The sequence below is a fragment of the Roseimicrobium gellanilyticum genome, from assembly GCF_003315205.1.
GTDB lineage: Bacteria > Verrucomicrobiota > Verrucomicrobiia > Verrucomicrobiales > Verrucomicrobiaceae > Roseimicrobium > Roseimicrobium gellanilyticum.
Map to the genome: position 1 here is coordinate 398,724 of NZ_QNRR01000005.1, position 21,827 is coordinate 420,550.

The 21,827-nt window shown below is 60.2% G+C and carries 22 protein-coding genes; 9 read left to right on the forward strand and 13 right to left on the reverse strand.

Annotated features, from left to right (window positions below; all coding sequences use genetic code 11):
• Positions 1–130 precede the first annotated feature (130 nt).
• The 5 genes from DES53_RS16460 to DES53_RS16485 all read right to left on the reverse strand — a co-directional run bounded on the left by DES53_RS16460 (position 131) and on the right by DES53_RS16485 (position 3,057).
• Positions 131–637 (reverse strand): hypothetical protein, encoded by a 507-nt coding sequence (locus DES53_RS16460; protein ID WP_147263443.1) that lies wholly within the window; start codon positions 635–637, stop codon positions 131–133.
• A 156-nt stretch (positions 638–793) separates the two neighbouring features.
• Entirely contained in the window at positions 794–1,156 is a 363-nt protein-coding gene (locus tag DES53_RS16470; protein ID WP_113959374.1) for a hypothetical protein, read from the reverse strand.
• A gap of 65 nt (positions 1,157–1,221) precedes the next feature.
• Positions 1,222–1,959 carry a hypothetical protein gene (locus DES53_RS16475; RefSeq protein WP_113959375.1) on the reverse strand — a complete coding sequence of 246 codons (738 nt, stop codon included), beginning with the start codon at positions 1,957–1,959 and terminating at the stop codon, positions 1,222–1,224.
• Between the two features lie 170 nt (positions 1,960–2,129).
• Complete coding sequence (locus DES53_RS16480) at positions 2,130–2,819, reverse strand: ATP-dependent Clp protease proteolytic subunit (protein ID WP_342782366.1); 690 nt, start codon at positions 2,817–2,819, stop codon at positions 2,130–2,132.
• A 43-nt stretch (positions 2,820–2,862) separates the two neighbouring features.
• A complete protein-coding gene (locus DES53_RS16485) occupies positions 2,863–3,057 on the reverse strand; it encodes a hypothetical protein (RefSeq protein ID WP_211325572.1) in 195 nt (64 codons plus the stop codon).
• An 86-nt stretch (positions 3,058–3,143) separates the two neighbouring features.
• Between DES53_RS16485 and DES53_RS16490 the strand changes: the two genes are divergently transcribed.
• Together DES53_RS16490 and DES53_RS16495 are read left to right on the forward strand one after the other, a co-directional pair.
• Positions 3,144–3,746 (forward strand): non-canonical purine NTP pyrophosphatase, encoded by a 603-nt coding sequence (locus DES53_RS16490; RefSeq protein WP_113959378.1) that lies wholly within the window; start codon positions 3,144–3,146, stop codon positions 3,744–3,746.
• Between the two features lie 74 nt (positions 3,747–3,820).
• Positions 3,821–4,915: an HD domain-containing protein gene (locus DES53_RS16495; RefSeq protein WP_113959379.1), complete on the forward strand. Its 1,095-nt coding sequence runs from the start codon at positions 3,821–3,823 to the stop codon at positions 4,913–4,915.
• A gap of 153 nt (positions 4,916–5,068) precedes the next feature.
• Here DES53_RS16495 and DES53_RS16500 read toward each other — a convergent pair whose 3' ends face one another.
• Both DES53_RS16500 and DES53_RS16505 read right to left on the reverse strand, forming a co-directional pair.
• Entirely contained in the window at positions 5,069–6,274 is a 1,206-nt protein-coding gene (locus DES53_RS16500) for a PQQ-dependent sugar dehydrogenase (RefSeq protein WP_170157174.1), read from the reverse strand.
• A 69-nt stretch (positions 6,275–6,343) separates the two neighbouring features.
• Positions 6,344–7,243 carry a TIM barrel protein gene (locus tag DES53_RS16505; protein ID WP_113959380.1) on the reverse strand — a complete coding sequence of 300 codons (900 nt, stop codon included), beginning with the start codon at positions 7,241–7,243 and terminating at the stop codon, positions 6,344–6,346.
• A gap of 137 nt (positions 7,244–7,380) precedes the next feature.
• Between DES53_RS16505 and DES53_RS16510 the strand changes: the two genes are divergently transcribed.
• Genes DES53_RS16510 through DES53_RS16520 form a run of 3 tightly spaced genes read left to right on the forward strand, consistent with a single transcriptional unit; the run spans position 7,381 to position 11,940 of the window.
• Positions 7,381–9,432 carry an ABC transporter substrate-binding protein gene (locus DES53_RS16510; protein WP_113959381.1) on the forward strand — a complete coding sequence of 684 codons (2,052 nt, stop codon included), beginning with the start codon at positions 7,381–7,383 and terminating at the stop codon, positions 9,430–9,432.
• Between the two features lie 4 nt (positions 9,433–9,436).
• Positions 9,437–11,056, forward strand: a complete 1,620-nt coding sequence (locus DES53_RS16515; protein ID WP_113959382.1) for an ABC transporter permease family protein — start codon at positions 9,437–9,439, stop codon at positions 11,054–11,056.
• Positions 11,053–11,940 carry an ABC transporter ATP-binding protein gene (locus DES53_RS16520; RefSeq protein WP_113959383.1) on the forward strand — a complete coding sequence of 296 codons (888 nt, stop codon included), beginning with the start codon at positions 11,053–11,055 and terminating at the stop codon, positions 11,938–11,940. The genes DES53_RS16515 and DES53_RS16520 overlap by 4 nt, the downstream gene beginning before the upstream one ends.
• Before the next feature lie 67 nt (positions 11,941–12,007).
• Here DES53_RS16520 and DES53_RS16525 read toward each other — a convergent pair whose 3' ends face one another.
• From DES53_RS16525 to DES53_RS16550, 6 genes are all read right to left on the reverse strand, one after another.
• Positions 12,008–13,495, reverse strand: a complete 1,488-nt coding sequence (locus DES53_RS16525) for a DUF1501 domain-containing protein (protein ID WP_113959384.1) — start codon at positions 13,493–13,495, stop codon at positions 12,008–12,010.
• 26 nt (positions 13,496–13,521) lie between these two features.
• Positions 13,522–16,560: a PSD1 and planctomycete cytochrome C domain-containing protein gene (locus DES53_RS16530; protein ID WP_113959385.1), complete on the reverse strand. Its 3,039-nt coding sequence runs from the start codon at positions 16,558–16,560 to the stop codon at positions 13,522–13,524.
• 203 nt (positions 16,561–16,763) lie between these two features.
• Complete coding sequence (locus DES53_RS16535) at positions 16,764–17,240, reverse strand: hypothetical protein (protein ID WP_211325573.1); 477 nt, start codon at positions 17,238–17,240, stop codon at positions 16,764–16,766.
• 69 nt (positions 17,241–17,309) lie between these two features.
• Positions 17,310–17,726 (reverse strand): hypothetical protein, encoded by a 417-nt coding sequence (locus DES53_RS16540; RefSeq protein WP_211325574.1) that lies wholly within the window; start codon positions 17,724–17,726, stop codon positions 17,310–17,312.
• 99 nt (positions 17,727–17,825) lie between these two features.
• The gene (locus DES53_RS16545) at positions 17,826–18,380 is read right to left on the reverse strand and encodes a hypothetical protein (RefSeq protein ID WP_113959388.1); all 555 of its coding nucleotides are present in this window, start codon (positions 18,378–18,380) and stop codon (positions 17,826–17,828) included.
• Between the two features lie 86 nt (positions 18,381–18,466).
• Complete coding sequence (locus tag DES53_RS16550) at positions 18,467–18,973, reverse strand: hypothetical protein (RefSeq protein ID WP_147263444.1); 507 nt, start codon at positions 18,971–18,973, stop codon at positions 18,467–18,469.
• A 446-nt stretch (positions 18,974–19,419) separates the two neighbouring features.
• Here DES53_RS16550 and rpmE point away from each other — a divergent pair, with 446 nt between their 5' ends.
• The 4 genes from rpmE (at position 19,420) to DES53_RS16565 (ending at position 21,747) form a co-directional block, all read left to right on the forward strand.
• Positions 19,420–19,683 (forward strand): 50S ribosomal protein L31, encoded by a 264-nt coding sequence (gene rpmE, locus DES53_RS16555; RefSeq protein WP_113959390.1) that lies wholly within the window; start codon positions 19,420–19,422, stop codon positions 19,681–19,683.
• 116 nt (positions 19,684–19,799) lie between these two features.
• Positions 19,800–20,876 carry a peptide chain release factor 1 gene (prfA, locus tag DES53_RS16560; protein WP_113959391.1) on the forward strand — a complete coding sequence of 359 codons (1,077 nt, stop codon included), beginning with the start codon at positions 19,800–19,802 and terminating at the stop codon, positions 20,874–20,876.
• Positions 20,877–20,946: 70 nt separating this feature from the next.
• Entirely contained in the window at positions 20,947–21,120 is a 174-nt protein-coding gene (locus tag DES53_RS33050; protein ID WP_170157177.1) for a hypothetical protein, read from the forward strand.
• A 432-nt stretch (positions 21,121–21,552) separates the two neighbouring features.
• The gene (locus DES53_RS16565; RefSeq protein WP_113959392.1) at positions 21,553–21,747 is read left to right on the forward strand and encodes a hypothetical protein; all 195 of its coding nucleotides are present in this window, start codon (positions 21,553–21,555) and stop codon (positions 21,745–21,747) included.
• Positions 21,748–21,827: the final 80 nt, after the last annotated feature.

Below are 21,827 nucleotides of genomic sequence, written 5' to 3' on the forward strand. Positions count from 1 at the left end.
CGACAACAGGACAATGCCGCGCCTTGTGGTCCCCGGACGGTGGCATTCCCCTTGATCAATCGTATTTCGCTGTGGGCAGCAGTCGATCGCGGTCATAGGGAGCTTCCTCGCCCAACAGGCTGTGCCTTCACTACGAAGCGGTATCCAATCGCGTCGTGCGGGTTTTCCACAGAAACACAAATATCGCAGTTCCGACGATGAACCAGATTCCTGACGTCAGATAGACCATGCGGTGTCGGGAGGCATATTCCGCTACTCTCTCGTCAAAGGACAAAAGAGTGTGTGCTGGAGAACTGGCCTCGGCAATTTCCATGAGAACATTTCCCTCGACCGTGTTCCAATAGACAATGTTCAGCTCCTTGCCCTCGGGGACCAAGTCCCGGAGTTTTGCGATGGGTTCGGGCTCGGGATCCCGCAGAAAGTAGGTGTTGTGATCCGGACTTGTCAGCCAGAGTTCGAAATGGTCGCTCCCCTTCGAACCATTCTTGCCGATGGCCTTCACCTCGACAGGAATGAATGACGTAGAGGGAAACTCAGACTTGGGCTTGGATAGATCAGGACCGAGTATCCACGGGAGCAGGACCATGCCCAGTGGAACAACCCAGGCTACAATTGCCATCGCGATCAGTCGACGCATGCTTTTGTCGTTAGGCTATTTCAGCTCCTTTGCGACCGGGCAAGTTATTCAATGTGTCACAATCGACTTCTGGACGATGCTTGCTCAACCAAGCACGAGCATGCTCCAAGCACGTGCGTTTGGATCTGTTGATGAGTGCTTGGTGGGGGAGCCTGGCTAGATCAGCCTCCGTGCATTCCTCAGCCCGTCCGCTGTCACCACACTGCTGCGGGAGGCGACGAGGAAGTCCATGTAATTCTGCCACTGCATGGGGCGCAGGGCGGCCATGCCGAAGGAGCGCAAGGTGTAGGCGCTGTCGGCAATCTCCCAGCCGAACTCGGTGTTCCGGTTGCGGTAGGCCATGCGGTGAATCCAGGCGCCACGCTCGTCCTTTCGCCACACGGCGGGATCGTTGCCGGGGATGATCTGGGCGCCTTGCCACACACGCTCGACAACGTCGCGCTCGTAGCTTCGTTCCAACGCATTGCTCGCAGGGGTTTCGAGCTGGGAGGTCATGAGAAAAAGGGAGCGATGGGACATGGCGGTGACGGAAACAGCATATGTCGTGCCGAACCGCCTTTGCCGTTTTTTGCAGGGGTTGATGGTCAGGCGAGGTTCCAGAACTTCTCCCAATCCGGGGGCGTTTCTGGGGTCTCGATGCCGTGTTCGATGCGGCCCTCGTTCGCCTCGACGAAGGTCGTGCTGGTGCCATACACCATGATGAGATCCTGGGAACTGGCACTGCGGATGGCATGCGCCACGCCGGCGGGGATGACCACGCCCACGTTGTTCTCACCGCGCAGGTCGTCGCCTTCGATGATGAAGCGCATCTTCTTGCGAGGCATGCCGGCGCGTTCATCAATGAGGAACATCTCGCAGATGCCCTGGATGAAGAACATCACGTCCCACTGCTCCTTGTCATAGGGGCGCAGGGAGTAGTTCAGCGGGTCCTGCACGAAGAGCCTTTGAAACCATGCCTCCGGTGTGGTGCCTTCCGGAATGTAAGGAGGGTGAATATGGAAGCCCTTGCTCGTGCCGGCGTACATCTTGGCCGTGGCCCACTGTTTCGGCCACATCTCGATGTCGCCCACACGGCCCTGCCCCTCACGGGCGAACTCGCTGAAGTAGCCGCGGTAGCGTTGATGGAAGACCCTGCGATGAAAAACCTCCACCCCGGGAATGCCCACTTCCGGAGGAATGCCACCCACGAGTTCCTTCGCTTCCACGCGTCCGGTTTGCTGTAGACGCGCACCCAGTGAGGCGTCGGAATAGTCGCGCGTTTTCAGGGCGGTGCGGGCAATGCTGCTGAGACCGCGCCAGAGATCGTTGGAAGTGTCTGCCATGAGTGGGAGGTGAAAGGTGAGGTCGGTGGGGCAGGTACTTTCCGTGGCAATGTCTGGGCCTGCAAGCCCGCGTTTGTGTGATTCTGGAAGCGGACCCTCCGTTCACGAAAAAGGCAGGATGCATTCACATCCTGCCTTTTCAGATTTTTCGGAAGGGATTCCTGCGGGCGTCAGGCCGTGGGCGGATTTTCCTTCACCAGCTCCAGGGAGGCGGGGGTGAAGTCCTTCTTGTTGTCGAGCACCTTGTCCACGAGGCCGTAGGCGGCAGCTTCCTCGCCGGTCATGTAGTTGTCGCGGTCAGCATCACGATCCACCTGCTCCACCGGTTTGCCAGTGTGCTTGGAGAGGATCTGATTGAGACGCTTCTTGAGGCGGTACATGAACTCGACCGTGCGTTCCACATCGCTGGCGGTGCCCTGGGCGCCACCGCTCACCTGGTGAATCATCACGTGGGAGTTCGGCAGGGCGTAGCGCTTGCCCTTGGTGCCGGCGGTGAGGAGCACCGCGCCCATGCTGGCGGCGATGCCCATGCAGTAGGTATTCACGTCACACGTGACGAACTGCATCGTGTCATAGATTGCGAGGCCCGCAGTCACAGAGCCGCCAGGGGAATTGATGTACAGGTTGATGTCCTTCTTCGGGTCCTGCATTTGCAGGAAGAGAAGCTGGGCAATGACAATGTTCGCCACCTGGTCATCGATCGGCGTGCCGATGAAAATGATGCGGTCCTTCAGAAGGCGGGAATAGATGTCGTAGGCGCGCTCCATGCGGCCTTCGCTCTCGATCACCGTGGGGATGATGAAGTTGCTCGGGGTGCGGTTCATCTGGGGAAGTTGGGGAAAGGGGCCGGAGTGGGACATGGGTGAAATGAAGTGCGGGGTGTGGGATTGTCCAGAGGGATCGTTACTCTTTCCCGTAATACGCCTTTACCTCGGGTTTCAGCCAGAAAATTAAGAGGGGGATGAAGAACGGCAGGGTGCAGCCCGTGAAGCCGATGCAGATGAGCACCCGGCTGTAGGCCCACACCCATGGACGCGGACTGGAGACCAGGGGTGGCAGGCAGGCCACCGTGAATGGCGCGCCAAGCCCGAGAAACACGCATCCCATCACTGCCGCTTTCGGAACATCGCGAGCGGATGCATGCGCTGCTTTCCTTTCCTTTGGCCGCCTGCTAAAGGTGCGGCGTGAAGCAGCTCCTCATCTCCACCGGCAATCGTCACAAGACTGAAGAAATCCGCGCCATGCTGGGCGAGGGGTGGACCGTTAGAGATCTCACTTCCTATCCCGAAATCGTCCCGGCGGAAGAGACAGGCGATACTTTTGAAGCCAATGCCCGGATCAAGGCGCTGCACCTCAGCGAGGCGCAGCCGGAACTGCTGGTGCTCTCTGACGACTCTGGCTTGGAAGTGGATGCGCTCGGTGGCGCGCCGGGTGTCATTTCCGCCCGCTATGCCGGCGTCGGCGCGACCGATGCAGACAACCGCACCAAGCTGAAGCTCGCCCTTCGCGACAAAATCGTGGAAGGAGAAGGCCCCCCGTACAAAGGACGATTCCGGTGCTGCATGGTGCTGGCCCAAGGAGGCAGGGAGTTGGGCATCTTCAACGGCGCCGTAGAAGGCACGCTTCTGCTGGAGGAGGAAGGCGAGGGCGGCTTCGGCTATGATTCGCTGTTTGTGCCGGAAGGACACGATCAGAGCTTTGGAGTCCTGCCGTCCGAGGTGAAGAATGGCCTCAGCCACCGCGGCCGTGCTCTGGCACAGGTGAAAGCGTGGTTGGAGAGCCATTGAGGCGGTCTCCGGACGCTGCAACACGCCCTTGCCATCCCCGGCAAAGTCCGCACTCTGTAAGTGCTCCCAATTCCATGCCCGCGTCCTCCAACGATTTTGAATGGCTCACCCTCCGTCAGCTCAAGGGCGTGGCCAGTGCCACCCCGGAGCCGTGGTGCATCCGTGTTCAGATTGAGAATCTGTCCGTGCGCGAAGCTTCAAACGGCAAGCCCTACTACGAGCTGAAGCTCAACGACGGTACCGAGTCGCTGGTGTGGCGGGTGTTCGACAGCAGCCCTGCATACCTTGAAGTGGCCACCTGCAAACGCGGCGGGTGGATCGAGCTCGCCGCGCACTGGGCGGATGGAAAGTTCGGCCTTGAGCCGCGCAATGCTTCGCTGCGCCCGCTCAAGGATGATGAAATCCAGGCACTGCTTGCGGGGGATGAGGAGACGCGCGACCGGCAGAAGCTGGACTACGAGACCATCACGAATCTCACCTCACAGCTCGCGGATCCGCGCCTGCGCATGCTGTGTGGCCTCTTCTTGCAACAGCATGGAGTGCGCTTTCAGCGCGCGGCGGCAGCGCGTGACTATCACCACGCACGGCGCGGCGGCCTGGTGGAGCACATGGCGCAGATGATGCGCACCGCCGTGCAAATCTGTGTGGCGTATCCTGCGCTGAATCGTGACCTCCTCGTTGCCGGTGTGCTCTTCCATGATTGCGGCAAGCTCTGGGAGAACAACTATGCCGAGGACGGTTTCACCATGCCGCATACGCTTACAGGTGAGATGATCGGCCACATCGCCATGGGGCTGGAAGTGGTGAACAAGCTGTGGCGCACGGTGATGGATTCTCCCGAGGCTGCTTCGTGGACCTTGCTGGAGCCTCCCAGCGAACTGGTGCGTCTGCATCTGCTGCACCTGATTGGCTCGCATCATGGAGAGATGCAGTTTGGCTCTCCCGTGCTACCGAAGACGCCCGAGGCCATCGCGTTGCACTACATCGACAATCTCGATGCCAAGATGGAGATGTTCCGTCGCGGATACGAAACCAGCGCGGAACTCGCAGATGGCATCTACGAGCGAGTGCGACCACTGCCTGCGAATCTCATTCGTCCGCTGGCGAGTGTGCCACCACCTGCGGCTTCTGCTGCTGCCGTGAGGGAGGAGAATGAAGAGGGCGACTGACGTGGTGGTCCGCACAGTCCCCTGTGCGGTTGCACGGCATGCCCCTGAGTTCGATGGCTCTGTTGATCGTTTTGCGGCGACTTGATGGTCAGAGGCATGGCAGCCTCCTGACCGCACAGGGGACTGTGCGGACCACCAGGAATGTGGATCAACTTACTTCGCCGCTTCCACGCGCAGGATCTTGCCACCCCAGTCGAGCACCAGAATCTCCTTGTTCTGGTCTTCGCAGAAGGCATTGGGCTTCATGAGGCCCTTGCCCTTCGTGTCACGGGCGGCTTCATAGATGAGATCATTGCTGATGACCTTCTTGGCCTTCTTGTCATACTTCAGTGCCCAGATGCGCCCAAAGCCCCAGTCGCCGTAGATGTAGGCGCCTTTCAGTGCAGGCACTTTCTCGCCACGATACACAAAGCCGCCAGTGATGCTGATGCCATCCGAGTGCGGATATTCGTGAATGGGCTCAATGTAGGTGAAGCCGGTGGGCGGCGCATCCGTGCGCAGCGGGAAGGGGCGAGCGCCTTCACGGAAGCTCCAGCCATAGTTGCCACCTTTTTCGATGAGGTCGATTTCTTCCCAGACGTCCTGGCCCACGTCCGCCAGCCAGAAGGTGCCGTCTTCGTCGAAGGCGATGCCCCACGGGTTGCGCAGACCGTAGGCCCAGATTTCGTCGCGCATGCCATCCTTGCCCACGAAAGGATTGTCCTGTGGCACGGTGTAGCCGCGGCTGCCGCTGGGCTTGCTGGGGTCAATGCGCAGGACCTTGCCATTCAGCATGAAAAGATTCTGGGCGGTGCGGGTCACGTCATCGCGCTTGCCACCGTCTCCGAGAGCGAGGTAAAGGTAACCATCTGGGCCGAAGAGCAGATTGCCCGAGTTGTGATTCCAGAAGGGCTGCGGCACCTCCAGGAGGATGCGCTCCGACTTGATGTCCGCCTTGTTTGGGTCGTCCTTGCTCACCGTGAACTCGCTGTACACGCTGCGCTTGAGGTCCTGCTGGGAGTAGCACACGTAGAATTTGCCGGATTTGGCAAAGTCAGGAGCGAAAGCGAGGCCGAGGAGGCCCTCTTCGAACTTCGCCTGTTCATTCGCCTCCATCTTGCGGTCGGTGAAATCGAGGAACACCTTCGCATCCCCGCTGGATTCATCCTTGGGAAGCACAAGGATTTTGCCGCGCTGCTGCACCAGGAAAAGGCGGTTCGAGCCGTCCGGAGGGATCACCACGCTGATGGGCCGCTCGACGGTCATCGCCACCTTTTCAAAGGCGGGTGTGAGCTGGATTTTGGGCGCTTCAGCGGCGGCGGCAGTGAGGAACGCCAGTGAGGCGGCCAGGGTCAGGAACGGTGCTTTCACGGTGTGCATGGAGCAGAAACTACGGAGGTGGTTGGGAAAAGGAATCAGGAAGTTTTGGCGCTTTTCAGGGCAATGAAGTCACGCCACATCACACAGCCCCACGGCCTCGCGCAGACCCACCATCGGGTCAATCGTCGGGATGAATTCGTGGCCCACGTAGCCAGTGTAGCCAATCTCGAGAATCTTCTTCATGAGCGGTGGGTAGTTGATTTCTTGGTCCTTGCCAATCTCACAGCGCCCAGGATTGCCTGCGGTATGGATGTGGCCGATGACGTCCTTGCACTGCTCGAGGCGGCGGGTTACGTCGCCGTGCATGATTTGCACGTGGTAGATGTCGAAGAGCAGTTTCATGTTGGGTGAGCCGACTTCGCGCACGATTTCCGCGCAATAGTCCACATCATCCCCCTGATAGCCGGGGTGGCCCTTCATTTCGGCGGAATCGCGCGTGTTCAGGTGCTCCAGCAGCAGGACTACGTTCTTCTTCTCCGCCTCGCCGATAATCTTCTTGTAGGCTTCGATGCAGTTCTTCTTCCCCTGCTCGCGGCTGATGACACTGCCACCTTCATTGGTGGTGTCCGCGAAGCCGGTGAAACTCAGCACGTTCGGATTGCCATATTCCGCACACTTGTCGATGCGTTCCTGGATGGCCTTGAAGTTCGCGTCCCAGAAAGCGGGATTGTTCATGCCTTTCACAAACCCGTGGGCACCGACATAGGCACACTTGAGGTCAGCAGCCTTCAGCTTGTCCCAGTCCGTGGGCCCCACACCCTCCACCGATACGCAGCCGAGTTCCTTCGCTGCCTTGATGGTGTCTTCAATTTTCCACTTGGCGCCCCGGGCGAAGCACCAGTGAACAATGCTTTGCTTGATTTTCCCATTCTTCACCATGGTCTCTGCCGGAGCGGACTTGGGGGTGGAGAGCGCGGCAAGACCGGAGCTTGCGGCGAACCAGCGGAGGGCGGTGCGGCGGGAGGGCATGGGAGGAGGCAGGGTGGAAGTAGTCCATAGTAGTCGGTGGATTTGCGACGAATCAATCACGGACTGCCATCATTCCGTGGAGAGACTTGTCACAGGCAGTCACGCTCTCTAAGGTTCTGACAAACAAGGAACCCCTCATGCCCTGGAACCGGTGGATCATTTATGCCCTCCCGCTGGCGCTCGTGCTGCTGACCGTATGGTCGGCGGTGCAGGCGAGGGCCTCCCGTGCCATCAAGGGCAAGGCGGAGATTGTCGTGGCCTCCAGCGATGCAGAGCAGCCTTCCTTGAATCCCTATCTTCCATCCGGTGAGGCGGGGCGTGAGATGCATGCGCTGCTGCATGAGCCGCTGCTCAAGATGGATGAACAGGGGCGTATCACGAGCGGACTGATCGAGAGCTGGTCGTGGTCCCAGACCGTGTCCTTCTGGTTCGCCCAGGAAAAGTTCGCGCAGCAGGCGGCGGAGGCATTGCGCAAGGCGGACGCTGCCCAGGGCTCCCGCCTGCGTCTGGGAGTAGTGGATGCCGTGGGCAATGAATTGCGCCTGATTTTCGCTGAGCCGGATCCACGTGCCGGTGCGCGCGTCATGGATGCGGTTGCGGGATTTGGCCCGCTGCCGGTGGAGACGGTGCGGGTGGAACTGCAGGAGCCTGCGGAGTCGCACCACAACTTTTTCATGCAGAGCGCGGTCGAGCGCGATCAAGTCAAGGACGTGTGGTTTGATGGAACCAACGCATATGAAGTGAAGGTCAGCGGTGAGGCGTTGCGGCTGTTTGAGGAACTCAGCAATTATTACCAGAACCGCCCGGCGCTCGGAGCCAAAGTGCGACTGGTGGGCAAGCAACCTTATCTGGCCCGTCCCGTCCTGGAACTCCAGATGCGCGAGGGTGCGACGTTTCATGATGGCACGCCGGTCACGTCGAGCGATGTCGCGCGTACCCTGCGCTTGATCGCCGAGCAACCCTGGCCGGTGGCGGGTCGCGATGTCTTCCAGCGTATTCACACCCTGGACTCCACGCAGCCCGATGCGTTGCGTCTCGGGTTCCGCGAAACCTATGGCCCGTTCCCCGTGGCGCTGGTGGATCTGCCGGTGCTCCCTGGGGGCTGGATACGGAAGTACGCACGGGAGTTTGAAACAGGACATCCGTTCGAAACCGATCCCCCCCCCGGCACCGGTTTGTACAAGCTCGCGGCGCAGGGGAAGGGCAGTATTCAGCTCAGCCGCCTGCAAGCCGTGCCGGAGGATTCCCGCAGCCGCCTGCAGTTCGTCTTTGGCCGATCCCCGGGAAACATCCGTACCGGCTTTGCCATGAATGCCGTGGATGTCTTCTGGCCCGCCTCGGCCAGTGCTGCCACGCTCGCAGGAGATTCCCAATTGCGCATCCAGACCACCCCTCCGCGCAACCGGCTCCTGGTGTTGTGGAACTGCCGCCGTGCCCCGCTCGATCAATGGGAGGTCCGGCAGGCATTGGGAGAAATTGTCGACCGCGAGTTGCTCCTGAAGGATCTGCTGCGTGGTGAAGGCAGCATTCATGAAGGCATCTTCCGCCCTGATCTCTGGTTCTCCTCCGAGCGTCCGGTGAAGCCTGCGGATCCGTACCGCGCCAGCCAGACACTGGCGGGATTGGGGTGGTCGCAGGATTTGCAGGGGCGCCTCGTGAAGGGTGGCGAGGTCTTCCGCATTGAGTTGATGACTGTCTCCGGCAACGCCGAGCGTATGGCATTGGCGCGTCGCCTGGCGCAGGCGTGGGGTGAATACGGCATTGAGGTGGTGATCACCGCGGTGTCCTGGGATGAGATGCTGCGCGATCGACTTCCGCAGCACCGGTTCGATGCCGTGCTGCTCGGCCTGGACTATGAGGTCACGTGGGACCAGTCGCCCTTCTGGCACAGCTCACAGGCACCTCACGGGCTGAACTATTCCGGCATTGCCGATGCGCCGCTCGATAATCTGCTGGATGCGCTGCGCCTCGAGACCGATCTGGAGCGCGTGCCCGTGCTGGCGAAGCAGGTGGAGGATCGTTTGCTGGCCCTGCACCCCTTCCTGCCGCTCTTCTCGGGGGCGAATGTCATGGCCATCCGGCGCAGTGTGGCCACGGGTGGTGATAAGTCAGCGGGACTTCGTCGTCTGCTGGGGACACCGGCGGTGCACGGTGCAGGGACGGCTACGGGAGGCGCGGGGGAGAAATAATCACATGCGACGTCCCGGGCTCCATCCTCCCTCTCTCCCCCTGCGCGCGTGGCTGCTCACGGCGGTCGCGGCCTTGTTTCTTCTCCTGCTGCAGAATGGCTCCTTTGGCGATGTGTTCCCTCTCCTGCTGGGATTCATGCCGCTCGAGTCGGGCGGGCCGGGGTATCTGCACATTCTGCTGGGACGGGCCACGGCCACCTTCTGCTGCATCTCCGTCGCGGTCCTCTTTGGCTGGAGCACCGCGCTGGCGCTTACTTTGCTGACCGCTTTCACAGGCAAGGGAGGACTGAAAGTGATGGTATGGGCCGGTCGCTTCCTCGGAAGTGTACCTCCCATGGCGTGGGCGTTGGGAATTCTTGTCGTGCTCATCCAGCGCTGGGGTATTCCGGTGGAGACCCTTTTCCCGTATGTGCCACCTGAGGGAATGGACTCCGCGATGCTCCGTGTCGGGCGCGAGGTGTGGGCATGGATGCTCCCGGTGGTCGTGCTCGCTTTGCCAGCCTGCGCCATGATGCTCTCCGCGCTGGCACATCGGCTGGAAATGCTGATGGCAGGTGAAGAATATTGTCATCTCCGGGCACGCGGACTTGGCATGGGAACCATCCTGCACCGCCATTTTCTTCCCTCGCTCATTCTGGATATGGCGCGTCAGGGTCGCGCCACTCTGCCGCTCCTGGTCGGCTTCAGCGTGCCGGTGGAGCACATCTTTGGCTTCGATGGCCTCGGCGGATTCTCCGGCCAAATGCTCCTGACGCACGAGTACACGAAGGCCCTCCCTGCCGCACTGTATCTGGGTGGCTGGATGTTGCTGCTGTGGTTCTCGCTCCTCGGCATGGTCGAGCGTCGCTCTCCGGCTGCGCGTGTGCTGCCAGCCTATCCGGAAGGGGAAGGTCGTGCGCTGATTTGCGCCATTGGTGGAGCGGTGCTGCTGCTCGCGCTTCTTGTCCTGCCTTATTGGATGCAGGGGGAGGCGATCGGGAACGCACAGCGCGTGTGGTGGCGGGAGATTCTGTTTGTGGCCCAGGTCATGGGGGTCGCCGTCGTAGTGGTGCTTGTCAGCATGCCGCTCTGGCAGGGATGGGACCGCATCAGGCCGAAGTGGAATTTCGGCCTGGTTTCGCCAGGCGTGAACGAGGCGGTACTGCTTCCGGCTTTGCTTTTTGGCGCCCTGGCGTGGCTGGATGTGCCCATGGCTGCCATCGGTGCTGGCATGGCGCTCTCCCTGGGAGGCATGGCTCTGTTGCGTGAACAGGCTCGCGAACTCTCCACACGCCGCATGGTGGAGGCTTCGCGCATGCTCGGGGAGAATATTCCCGGGATATTGAAGCATCACCTGCTCCGCTTCCTGCTCCCATCGCTGGGGAATTGGGCGTTCCGCATGATGTCCGCACTTCTGCTCTGGATGTCCATCATCCACTGGTTCGTCGCCGGCGCCGGGGAGGGGACGAATCTCTGGTGGGGCGCTCAGATGCGCCTTGCCTCGGAGGAGGTTTTCGATGATCCAAGAGGTGTCATGGTGCCCGCCCTCATGGTGGCGCTGTGGTGCCTCAGTCTCCAACTGCTCAGCCGCGCCTTCCGGGCTGATCTGCCTCCGAAGGACATCCAACCTGCTGATCCGCGATGAACCCGACCGCTGCATCCCAGTCCCTGATTCACATCCGCGATCTGAGGATCTCCTTCCGCCGTCATGGCGCGGAGCCATTTGAAGCAGTGAAGGGCATCGACCTCGATCTCCAGCCCGGTGAGAGCATGGCCATAGTGGGCGAGAGCGGCAGCGGTAAGAGCGTGACCGCGCTTTCCTTTGCGCGATTGCTGCCGGAACCTCCTGCGAAGATTGAGGCGGCGGAGTTCTCGGTCGCGGGCCGTGATGTCTTGAAACTCGGCGGCAAGGAGCTGCGCAAGATGCGCGGCAAGGATGTGGCCTATGTCTTCCAGGAGCCCAGCACCTCGCTCAATCCCGTGCTCACCGTGCGTACGCAGATGGCGGAAGCTCTGGAGTTGCATCGTCCTGAGGTGAAGAACCGCGACGAGGAAATCGTGAAGTGGCTTTATCAAGTGGGCATCGTGGAACCGGAGAAGCGCCTGCGGGCCTATCCGCACGAACTCAGCGGTGGCATGCAGCAGCGTGTGATGATTGCCATGGCGCTTTGCTGCCAGCCCAAGCTTCTCATCGCCGACGAGCCCACGACCGCGCTCGACGTCACCATTCAGAAACAGATCATCGACCTGCTGGTGAGCCTCAAGGCCAGCTTGGGCATGAGCATCATCCTCATCACGCACAACTTCGCCATCATCCGCGGCATCGCGGACAAGGTCGCCGTGATGTTCCGCGGCCAGATCGTGGAGAGTGGTCCTACGGAGGAGGTGCTGGGGAATCCGCAGCATCGCTATACCCAGGCACTGCTGGACTGTGTTCCAAGACTCGGCGTGAAACAAAGCCGCCTCCGCGCTATTGACTACACGGCGCTGGACAAGATCGTGGGCGTGGATCTGACCAAAGCGTCGTAGTGGTATTCACGTCCCTGTGTCGGGCACCTCGCAGCCGAACACACGCATCCTCCCACCGCCGCATCGGCTACGCGATCCACGCAGGAATAACCTTTCCACCCACATCCGTGAGGCGGAAGTCCCGACCCTGGAACCGGTGTGTGAGCTTCAAGTGGTCCAGGCCGAAGAGATGCAGCATGGTCGCATGGAAGTCATTCATGTGCACCGGGTCCTTGGTGATGCCCCAGCCAATTTCATCCGTCTCACCGTACACCTGGCCACCCTTGATGCCGCCACCGGCCATGAGGATGGTGAATGCAAAGGGATGGTGGTCACGTCCCGTGACATTCGGATTGCCACCACGGTTCTCACCCAATGGCGTGCGGCCGAATTCACTGCACCAGATGACCATGGTGTCCTCCAGCATGCCGCGATCCTTCAGATCCTTGATGAGCGCGGCAATGGGTTGATCTGCCATGCCCGCGTTGAAGGCGAGTTCGTTGTTCAGGTTGCTGTGGTGATCCCAACTCGCGTGCATGATGCTCACGAAGCGCACGCCGCGCTCCACGAGACGGCGGGCGAGGAGGCAGTTGGTCGCATAGGACTTGTATTGCCCCGGACCGCCGGCGCGATCCGCTTTGACCTTCAGGTCTTCGCGATTCACACCATACATCTCCAGCGTCTTGTCGGACTCCGTGCTGAGATCGATCAACTCCGGAGCCGCGCTTTGCATGCGGAACGCGAGCTCATAGGCACTGATGCGGCTGGAGATTTCCGGGTCGCGCATCTGGTCGAAGCGCTGCTGGTTGAGCTCAGCGAGCGTGTCCAGTCCACGACGTTGCAGCGCGGTGGGCAGGCCCTCGGGGTTTTTCAGATTCAGCACTGGCTCACCCTGATTTCGGAAAAGCACGCCCGCATACGAGCTGGGCAGGAATCCACTCTGCCACAAAGACGCGCCGCCGCTCGTGCCGCGACCCGCGCTGAGAACCACGTAGCCCGGAAGGTTTCGCGATTCGCTGCCAAGCCCATAGTTCAGCCACGAACCCATCGTCGGCAGTCCGAAGGTGGCGCGGCCCGTATGCAAGAGAAGCTGTCCCGGATGGTGGTTGAACTGGTCCGTGTGCATGGACCGCACCATCAGCAGGTCGTCCGCGCAGGTGGCGAGATGCGGCAGCAGATCGCTGAAGTCCATGCCGCACTGTCCGTGCTTCGTAAAAGTGCGCGGGCTGCCCATGATGCGCGCGGTTTCCTTCTTGATGAAGGCGAAGCGCACATTCTTCGTCATGCTCTCCGGCAGGGCCTGGCCGTTCAGTTCATTGAGCTTCGGCTTCGGATCGAAGAGGTCCATCTGCGAGGGCGCGCCCTCCATGAAGATGCAGATGCAGTTCTTCGCCTTGGCCGGGAAGTGCGGCTTCCGCGGTGCCAGCGGATCCATCGGCATCGCCGCTGCCGAGGCTGGTGTCATGAGTCCTTCCTGCGTCAGGATGGAACCCAGCGCCATCATGCCAATGCCATTCGCCGTGGTCGTGAGAAAGTCACGACGCGTGAACTGCTCAAGTGCGGAGATGGGGTGCATGATGGTGGGGCAAAATGGGTTGCGTGCTACTCCCTCGTTACAAACTCATCCAGGTTCAGCACGATGCGCGCGGTGGCAGTCCAGGCGGCAAGCTCGTCGGTAGCGATGCCCTTGCTCTCATAGCCTTTGGTGAGCGCTTTGGCTTCATCTGCGTGACCGGCGTACCAGGTGCGGGAGTCATAGAGCAGTGCGCGCAGGGACTTGATTTCCTTCTCCGTCGGTGCGCGTGATACGCAGAGGCGGAAGGAACGGGTGAGGCGTTCGTCGTCGTTGGCGAGAGTCTTGTCTTCGAGTACACGTTTTCCGAGGGCCTTGGCGGCTTCGGCGTAAGATTCGGCGTTGAGCGTGGTGAGCGCTTGCAGGGGCGTGTTGCTCACCGTTCGCTTCACATTGGTGGTGTTCGCGTCGGGGCAATCGAAGGTCATCAGGTCCGGATGCGGCGCGGTACGTTTGAAGAAGGTGTACATGCCACGCCGGTTGCGATCTTCACCGGTGCTGGTGGCCCACTTGAAGTTGTTCGCGTAGCTGAGTGCTGCGATGTCCGGCGGCATGGGCGGATAGACACTCGGTCCGCCGACCTTCCGGCTCAGCAACCCGGAGGAGGCGAGATAGAGGTCACGCACGACTTCACCTTCCACCCGCATGCGATTCTGCCGGGCGAGGAGTTTGTTTTGTGGATCGACCTCAAGCAGGTCCGTGCGGTGCGCGCTGCTTTGCTTGTAGGTGGCAGACATCATGATGCGCTTGATGAATTTCTTCCGGCTCCAGCCATCCTCGTCCATGAAGGTGGCGGCAAGCCAGTCCAGCATCGCGGGATGCGTGGGTTGCTCGCCACGAACTCCGAAGTCATTCACCGTGCGCACGATGCCTTCCCCAAAGAGGCGCGCCCAGACGTGATTCACCGTCACGCGTGCGGTGAGCGGATTCTCCCTGCTCACCAGCCAGCGCGCGAAGTCGAGGCGGTCGGCTTCTGCACTGCGCGTCTTGATGGGCGGCAGTACCGCCAGGGCGGCTGGCTTCACTTCTTCCGCTGGGCTCAGGAAGTCACCGCGGTGCAGGACCTTCGTGGTGCGCACGTCGCGATTGCGTTGCGCGATCACACGCACGTCCATGAGCGGAGCCTTGGGAAGCTTTGATTGCGCCGTATCCAGTGCGGTGGACGCCACCATCACATCCACATCGAGTTTTGCCATCCATTCATAGAGAGCCTTGATGACGACGGGATTGCGGCGCTTGGGTTCTTCGTTGAGAATCTTCACCACCTCCGGCGGAGCGATGGAGGCTTCGGTCTCTTCCGCTGCTGCGAGAATGCGGAAGCGGCCGAGGTTGTGCTCACTCTTGCCATAGTTCTGGTCGAACTGCAGACGGAGCGGGCTGCCAGCGGGAAGCGGCGTGGCGAGTTGCAGGGTGAGCACATGACGCTTGCCCACAAATCCGGAGATGGCCCAGCCCGTGTCCGGTTTGTCATCGATGGCATCCACCGCCTTGAACCCCTTCTGTTCGACGTCCGCCTTCGCGGAGTGCAGCAGCACGGGAAGTTGTCCGGTAGTCGCTTTCACTTCGCTGAGTACGAAGTTGCCACCTGTGGCGCGTCCCGGACCATTCTTGGGAAGCGATTCATCGGGCAGCACTTCAATTTGCAGTGCGGTGATGGGCTTTGCGGAAGGCGCGAGTTCAATCGTGTACGCATCTACCTTCGCCTGCTTGCCACTCGCGAGTTGTGAGCCATCCGGAAGCGTCTTGAAGGTACTGCCGGACTTGCTGGAGATCTTGGCGACTTCGAGCGGGGTGAAGTTCTGCGTGGGCTTGGCCTCGCGCGCTTTCGTCAGCCGCGCCTGCACATCCTTTTCCCATTCGGGAAGCTTCACCGGTAGCGCGGCCTTGGCCTCGTCCAAATCCTTCTGCAGCGGCACGAGCTTCTTCACCTCGCCGCCATTCTTTTGCACGTAGGCGGCCCATTCCGTAGGTGACGTGGGTACCTGGCGGCTTACTTCGTCGCCATTGTTGTAGAAGGCGTAGATCTGGAAATACTCCTTCTGCGTGATCTGATCGTACTTGTGCGTGTGGCATCGAGCGCAGCCCACGGAGAGGCCCATCCATACGGTGCCGGTGGTCTCGGTGCGATCGAAGGTGGCCTCCACGCGGAATTGCTCCTGGTCCGTGCCGCCTTCCGTATTCGTCAGCGTCTGGCGATGGAACGCGGTGGCCACCATCTGCTCCTGTGTTGCATCTGGCAGCAAATCACCCGCGAGTTGCTCAATGGTGAACTCATCAAACGGCATGTCCTCATTCACCGCGCGAATCACCCAATCACGATAGCGCCACGCATCGGGACGCGGACGGTCTTTCTCATAGCCATCGCTGTCCGCATACCGCGCCATGTCCAGCCAGTGACGGCCCCACCGCTCACCGAAATGCTGTGATGCCAGCGCCGCATCCACCATCTTCTCATAAGCATTCGGCGCCGAGTCCTTCACAAACGCATCCACCTCCTCGGGCGTGGGTGGCAGGCCCAGTAGATCATACCACACGCGCCGAATCAGCGTGGTCCTGTCAGCCTCAGGCGATGGCGCAATCTTCACTTCCGCCAGCTTCTCCCACACAAAACCATCAATCGGGCTCTCCCCACCCTTTTGACTTTTCACTTCTGACTTTTCACTTCCCGCCACCGGCCGATACGCCCAATGCGCCGGCCACTCCGCGCCACTCGCAATCCACTGCCTCAGCGTCTCAATCTGCTTCGCCGTCAGGTGTTTCTTTTCTTTGGGCGGCATGATCTCATCCTCATGCGTGGAGGCCACGCGCTTGATGAGTTCGCTTTCTTCTGGCTTGCCGGGGACCAACGCAGGCACGCCGCTCTTCAAGACCTTCACGGCATCCTGCAGCGACACCAGCGACAGTCCCCCCTTCGCCTTGTCCAGACTGTGGCACTCCAGGCAGCTCTCCGCGAGGATGGGACGCACATCTTTGTCAAAGTCCGGTACAGGCGCGGCAGCATTGGCGGCAGCGACCCAGGTCATCCCTGAGGACAGGGCGGCCAGACGGAGGGAAAGGAGACGGGACATGGCGGCGGCAGTGGTGACTCGGACTCCAGCCGACTTAACGCATGGCCATGATAGGGTATTGCGCCCCGGTGATAAACCCACCACTGCACATCACTTTCGTGCAGGAAACGTGGGCAGATACACCAGTACCTCAGTCCCTCCTTCGGACCGAGACGCAGGCGGAGCAACGGAGAAACCAGGGATATGATTTCGGATGGGGTTTCTCAGGGCGCAGGCGTGACCTTCGGGGAAGGAAACTCCGCGGCAAACCTGCTGTGGCGCAGCCCTGTGTACCACTCGTCGTATTCGGGATGAGCAGCGTGGATCTGTTTCAGTTTCTCGCGAGGGAATGTCTTCTCGAACTGCGCCTTGTCCGCCTTGGCAGACAGCTCCACGGCTCCCGCCAGGATCCCAAGACTCCAGATGCCGGTCTTCACGTGCGCAGGGTCGGTGGAGTCGAGCTCGGAGGTGAAGAATGTGAGGGACTTCTGCCAGTCCTGGACCCATTTCACGGCGTGTTCGGCATCGACCCGGGGATCCGCGATGGTGTCTGGATGGCTGCCGCCGTGGCGCTTCACCATACCGTCATAGCCGGATGGGGTGCGCGAGCATCCTGCCAGCATGAGGCAGAGGCAGGCCGCAGCTATCACGGAGAAAGGGAAAGGTTTCACGGGCATGAGTTCAGCGTGAGTTGGAAGCATGGGGAGTGCAATCGTTGTTCTGCATTCACTCCCTCGTTTCTTCCGGTGAATCCATGCGCGTAAGCAAGTTCACCGGTCATCCGACGCCTTCACGATCGGCTCGTGCGACTCGGACAAGCGGAGCCACCCATGGCTCAGATGCTGGGTCACTTCGGATGGGGAAGCTGGCGGTAGTCGTCGTGCAGCGAAATAGCTGGCGAAACACTCTGTGCAGATGGCATACGTGCCCCACGATCCGGCGTCTGCACGGATGTCCTTCTGGCAGGCAGCACAGGTCTTCCAGAAGTGCCCGTGGGAATGATGCGCCTGGGTCGAGGAAGACGCCGGCGCATCATGCGCGGACTCGTAGATGAACTCATGACACGTGGGATCCAGGCACACGACACCATGGAGATTTCCCATGCCGCAGATGATGCACTCCGGGAACCAGCCTTCGATGCCTGGGTGTGACATGGTTCCTTCCTCCGGTGCGTGTAAAGATCTCATGGCACGGGGCTTCCGCGCCTCGATGGGTTCATGAATTTGACACTCTTCGCACGGACAATGTTGTGATGAATCGCACAAAAGAACCCCGTCGCGCAGGGCCTATTTCCGTATCGTGGCCGCCCTGTAGGGAATCCCGAACCAATCTGCAAGAATTAGCCCCAGCCAATCACTCTGCGCAATGGGCTGCCTCTCCAGAAGTACATGATTGGATCGGGTCTTCAATACAAGGCCCCAGGAGGGGAACGAATCTTCTCCTTCACCGCCATCCTTGACCTGCTCCAGCGATTCCATTGATAGTCGGGACACCTGCTTGGACCGGGTAATAGAGCAGAGCGATTTGGTGATCACGAGAGCGTCTCGGGTTGCCGTCATGCGGGTGGACCCAAACAGGTGCGAGATGACGAAGAAGGAAAAGTGTATGAGGGAGAGCGCGCCGCCGACTCCGGCCAACGCGGCCCACCACGTACTTGTAAACATTTGCGTCAGCTGGTCGGGAGCAGCGACAAACGCAATCAGGAAGCCGCCACCCAAGCCCAGAATGAGCACGGAAAGGAACACAAGCATGCAGCCCATTCCCGTGGAACGGTATTCCAGCACAAGGAGCTCCCGGGGCTTGTACTCGATGATTTGGAATCCCTCAGGTGGGCTGGTCATGAGTGATTGGTTCCGATTCAGCGCGCTGATGCACAATCGTCGTCGCCTCAATCAGCGCGATGATCTTCTCCGACGATGACGCAGTTCTAGGGACGTTCGTTGGGATGGTCTTCTTGGTATCGCTGCGAGAACCTGGAGCTCATTCTGACCACAATGGTGGAGCGCTTTTCACCTGCATAGATGCGCTCTTGGGGCTCTTGCTGGGCGATGCCAAGTCCGTGTGGATTCTCCCAAATCGACGCATCTCCTCCGCCCCCAAACGTGATCCGTTCACTGTAGTCTCCCACGGTTATCATTTCGTCGTCTCCCCGGGACATCACATAGCGGATCGGTTTTCCCCAAGAATCCACGATCCGGTCTACACCACTGATGTTTTTCACCGGAAGCGTTGGGATGCGTGCCTTCGCGTATCCGACAAATCCCTCCACCAGCACTTCTTCACTTCCCGAATCCGTGACATATTTGAACTTTACGGGGTGCTGTTTGTGGTAGTCCAGCAGAAGAGGACTGACCTCATAGACGAGCAAAAACCACTGGTCCCACTTCGCCAACCCTGCCTCACCTCTCCAGCTTTTGATCCACAGGGAGGGCAAGGGAAGGCACAGGAGAACTGCCGCCACGACTGGCCCTTTCGCGCCTGGTTTGAAGAGCCGGAAGAGAGAAATGGCAACGACACACGCCGCGGCCAGCGAAGTAGGGACGAGCAGGCACGCCACTACCAAATGTGCCAGCAACGCCAGGGGAGTGAAAGGCGCCGAGCGTGCGAGGAATCCAACGCCAAGCGCGATCGAAAAGCCAAAGACCCACCTTGCCGCTCTTAGAAGCTTGCTGTTTGGCTGCATACGGTTCCACTTTTTTCCTCAAAGCAGAGTGAGTGCAAGTTGCATTGGAACCGTCCCCCCTGCATCCACCGGCCCTCCACACTCGAAATTTACCTTGATCCCCGGGCGGGGTCGCTTACCGTCTCTGCCCTTTGCTTGCCTCCCTCCGGGGGTGGGCACCCGAATGCCCAATAACATTCGACCCCTCAGTTGCCGTTATGAAGAAGGAAGCTCATCCCACTACGTTTGAAACGACCATCACCTGCACTTGCGGGAAGGTCTACAACACCCTTTCCACGGTCAAGAACCTGAAGATTGGTATTTGCGCCGCCTGCCACCCCTATTTCACGGGTGAACAGCGCTTCGTCGACACCGCTGGTCGCGTGGACAAGTTCGCCCAGCGCTACGGTTCCACCAGCGCTACCCGCCGTACCAAGCCCAAGGTCGGAGCCGCTGCCGCTCCCGCCGAAGTCACGGCCTAGCTCCTTCATCTTTGATTTCCAGCAGAACGGTGCTCGTGCCTCCGGCGCGACACCGTTCTTTCTTTGTGCCATACTGTAAGTGTTCCCACGCCTGATTTTCCTGTCCTCCCTGCTCCATGGACTACTCCTCCATCATCGATAAGAAAAAAGCACGACTCGCTGAGATTGAAGCTCTCATGGGCCAGTTGGACTTTTATGACGACAATCGCAAGGCGGGCGAACTCCTCCGTGAACACCGTGGCCTGGAGACGCTCACCAAGTCTTGGGACGAGTACCAGCGGGTGCTCCAGCAGATAGCGGACAACACCGACCTCATGAAGTCCGGCGATGCCGAGCTGGCCGCCATGGCCGAGGAGGAACTGCCCGGCCTGCAGGCCCGCATCCTAGAGCTGGAGGCGGCCGTGCAGCGTTTCATCCTGCCCCCGGACCCGCTGGAGGGTCGCGATGTCATCATGGAAATCCGCGCCGGTACCGGTGGGGACGAGGCGGCGCTTTTCGCGGGCGACCTCTTCCGCATGTACTCCCGCTACGCGGAAGAGCGCGGCTGGAAGACCGAGCCCCTCGAAGCCAGCCCCGCCGGTGTGGGCGGGTACAAGGAAGTCGTGTTCAAGGTCAGCGGGGACGATGTCTTCAGCTCGCTGAAGTACGAGAGCGGCGTCCACCGCGTGCAGCGCGTGCCCGCCACGGAGGCCCAGGGCCGCATCCACACCTCCGCCGCCACGGTCGCAGTGCTGCCTGAGGCTGAGGACGTTGATGTGCAGCTCAAACCGGACGAAGTCCGCATCGAAGTCTGTCGTGCGAGCGGCAACGGTGGCCAGGGCGTGAATACCACCGACTCCGCCGTGCAGGTCCTGCACATCCCCACGGGGGTGATTGTGCGCTGCCAGGACGGTCGCAGCCAGCTCAAGAACAAGGAAAAGGCCCTCACCATCTTGCGCTCCCGTCTCTTGGAGAAGAAGCAGCAGGAGGAGGCCGCGAAATACTCCGCCCATCGCCGCGCCCTCATTGGCAGCGGCGGTCGTGAGGAGAAGATCCGCACTTACAACTACCCGCAGAACCGCATCACGGACCATCGGATTGAGTTCACCTTGTACAATCTGGACCAGTTCGTGGAAGGCCGGCTCGATGAGATGGTAGGCAAGCTGCAGACTGCCGAGGTGAATGATCGCCTGGCGGAAGCTGGGCTGGAGTGACCGCGCAGGAAAAGTTGCCTGCTGGTGGCAGCATGAACATGGAGAAAGCATCCGGGTCAGACCGGGTGCTATGAAAACAACATTCGTCCGCCCGGTCGCGCGTCTCCTCCTGCTGGTCGTCTCCACTGCGGGGTTGATGAGTTGTATGAATCAACCCACCCCCGGCAGTCGTCGTGCGGCTCAAGATGTCGTGGATCCGTGGCGTCTGCACAAGCACAGGCATCAGCCATCGGTGAAGATCTGATGTCGTAGCGTGTTGCCTGCGACAGTGTGCACAAAGAGCGGAGGCAGGCGGTTGCCTCCGTTTTTTTATTTATGTGGGACTGGGTGCGGATGCGATTTGGATTGCTGGAGCAAGCTCCAGCAGTCCAAATCATGAACGCGCAATCGCTATGGGCATGCGTTGGGCCAGTGATTCATGTTGCGTTGCATCCCGTGTGTGACGGGGTTGATCTGATATCATTGCGATGCCCATAGCATGGTTGTTGGGCTCCGCTTGCATGTCATCCTCGCTTTGTAAATGGCGCTGGAATGTGACGGCACGAGGATGAAATTTTGTCGATTGTTTGGAAGTGCTTGTGAGTGAATCACAGAGCCGTTGTTGCTGGGTCTGCGAAGTGTGGAGCACTCACCTCCTCTTGAACGTCCCTGGTGCGTTCGCGTCAGACTCGTCGCTATGAAAACACATCTCGTGCGTCCTATTGCACGTCTCATCCTCCTGGCCTCTGCGGCCACCCTCATCAGTTGTGCAAACCAGCCGAGCACCGGAAGACGCTATGTCTCGAACACCAGCAGCAGCACCTTCTCGGATCCCTGGTACTTCAACAGGCACTGCTTCCACAACAGTCATCACTGCAAGACGAAGATGTAGTGTGTGAGCGGGTGCGCAGCTTCGAGCAAAGCAAAAAACGAGGGCAGGCGGTTGCCCTCGTTTCTTTTTGGGAATGGAGG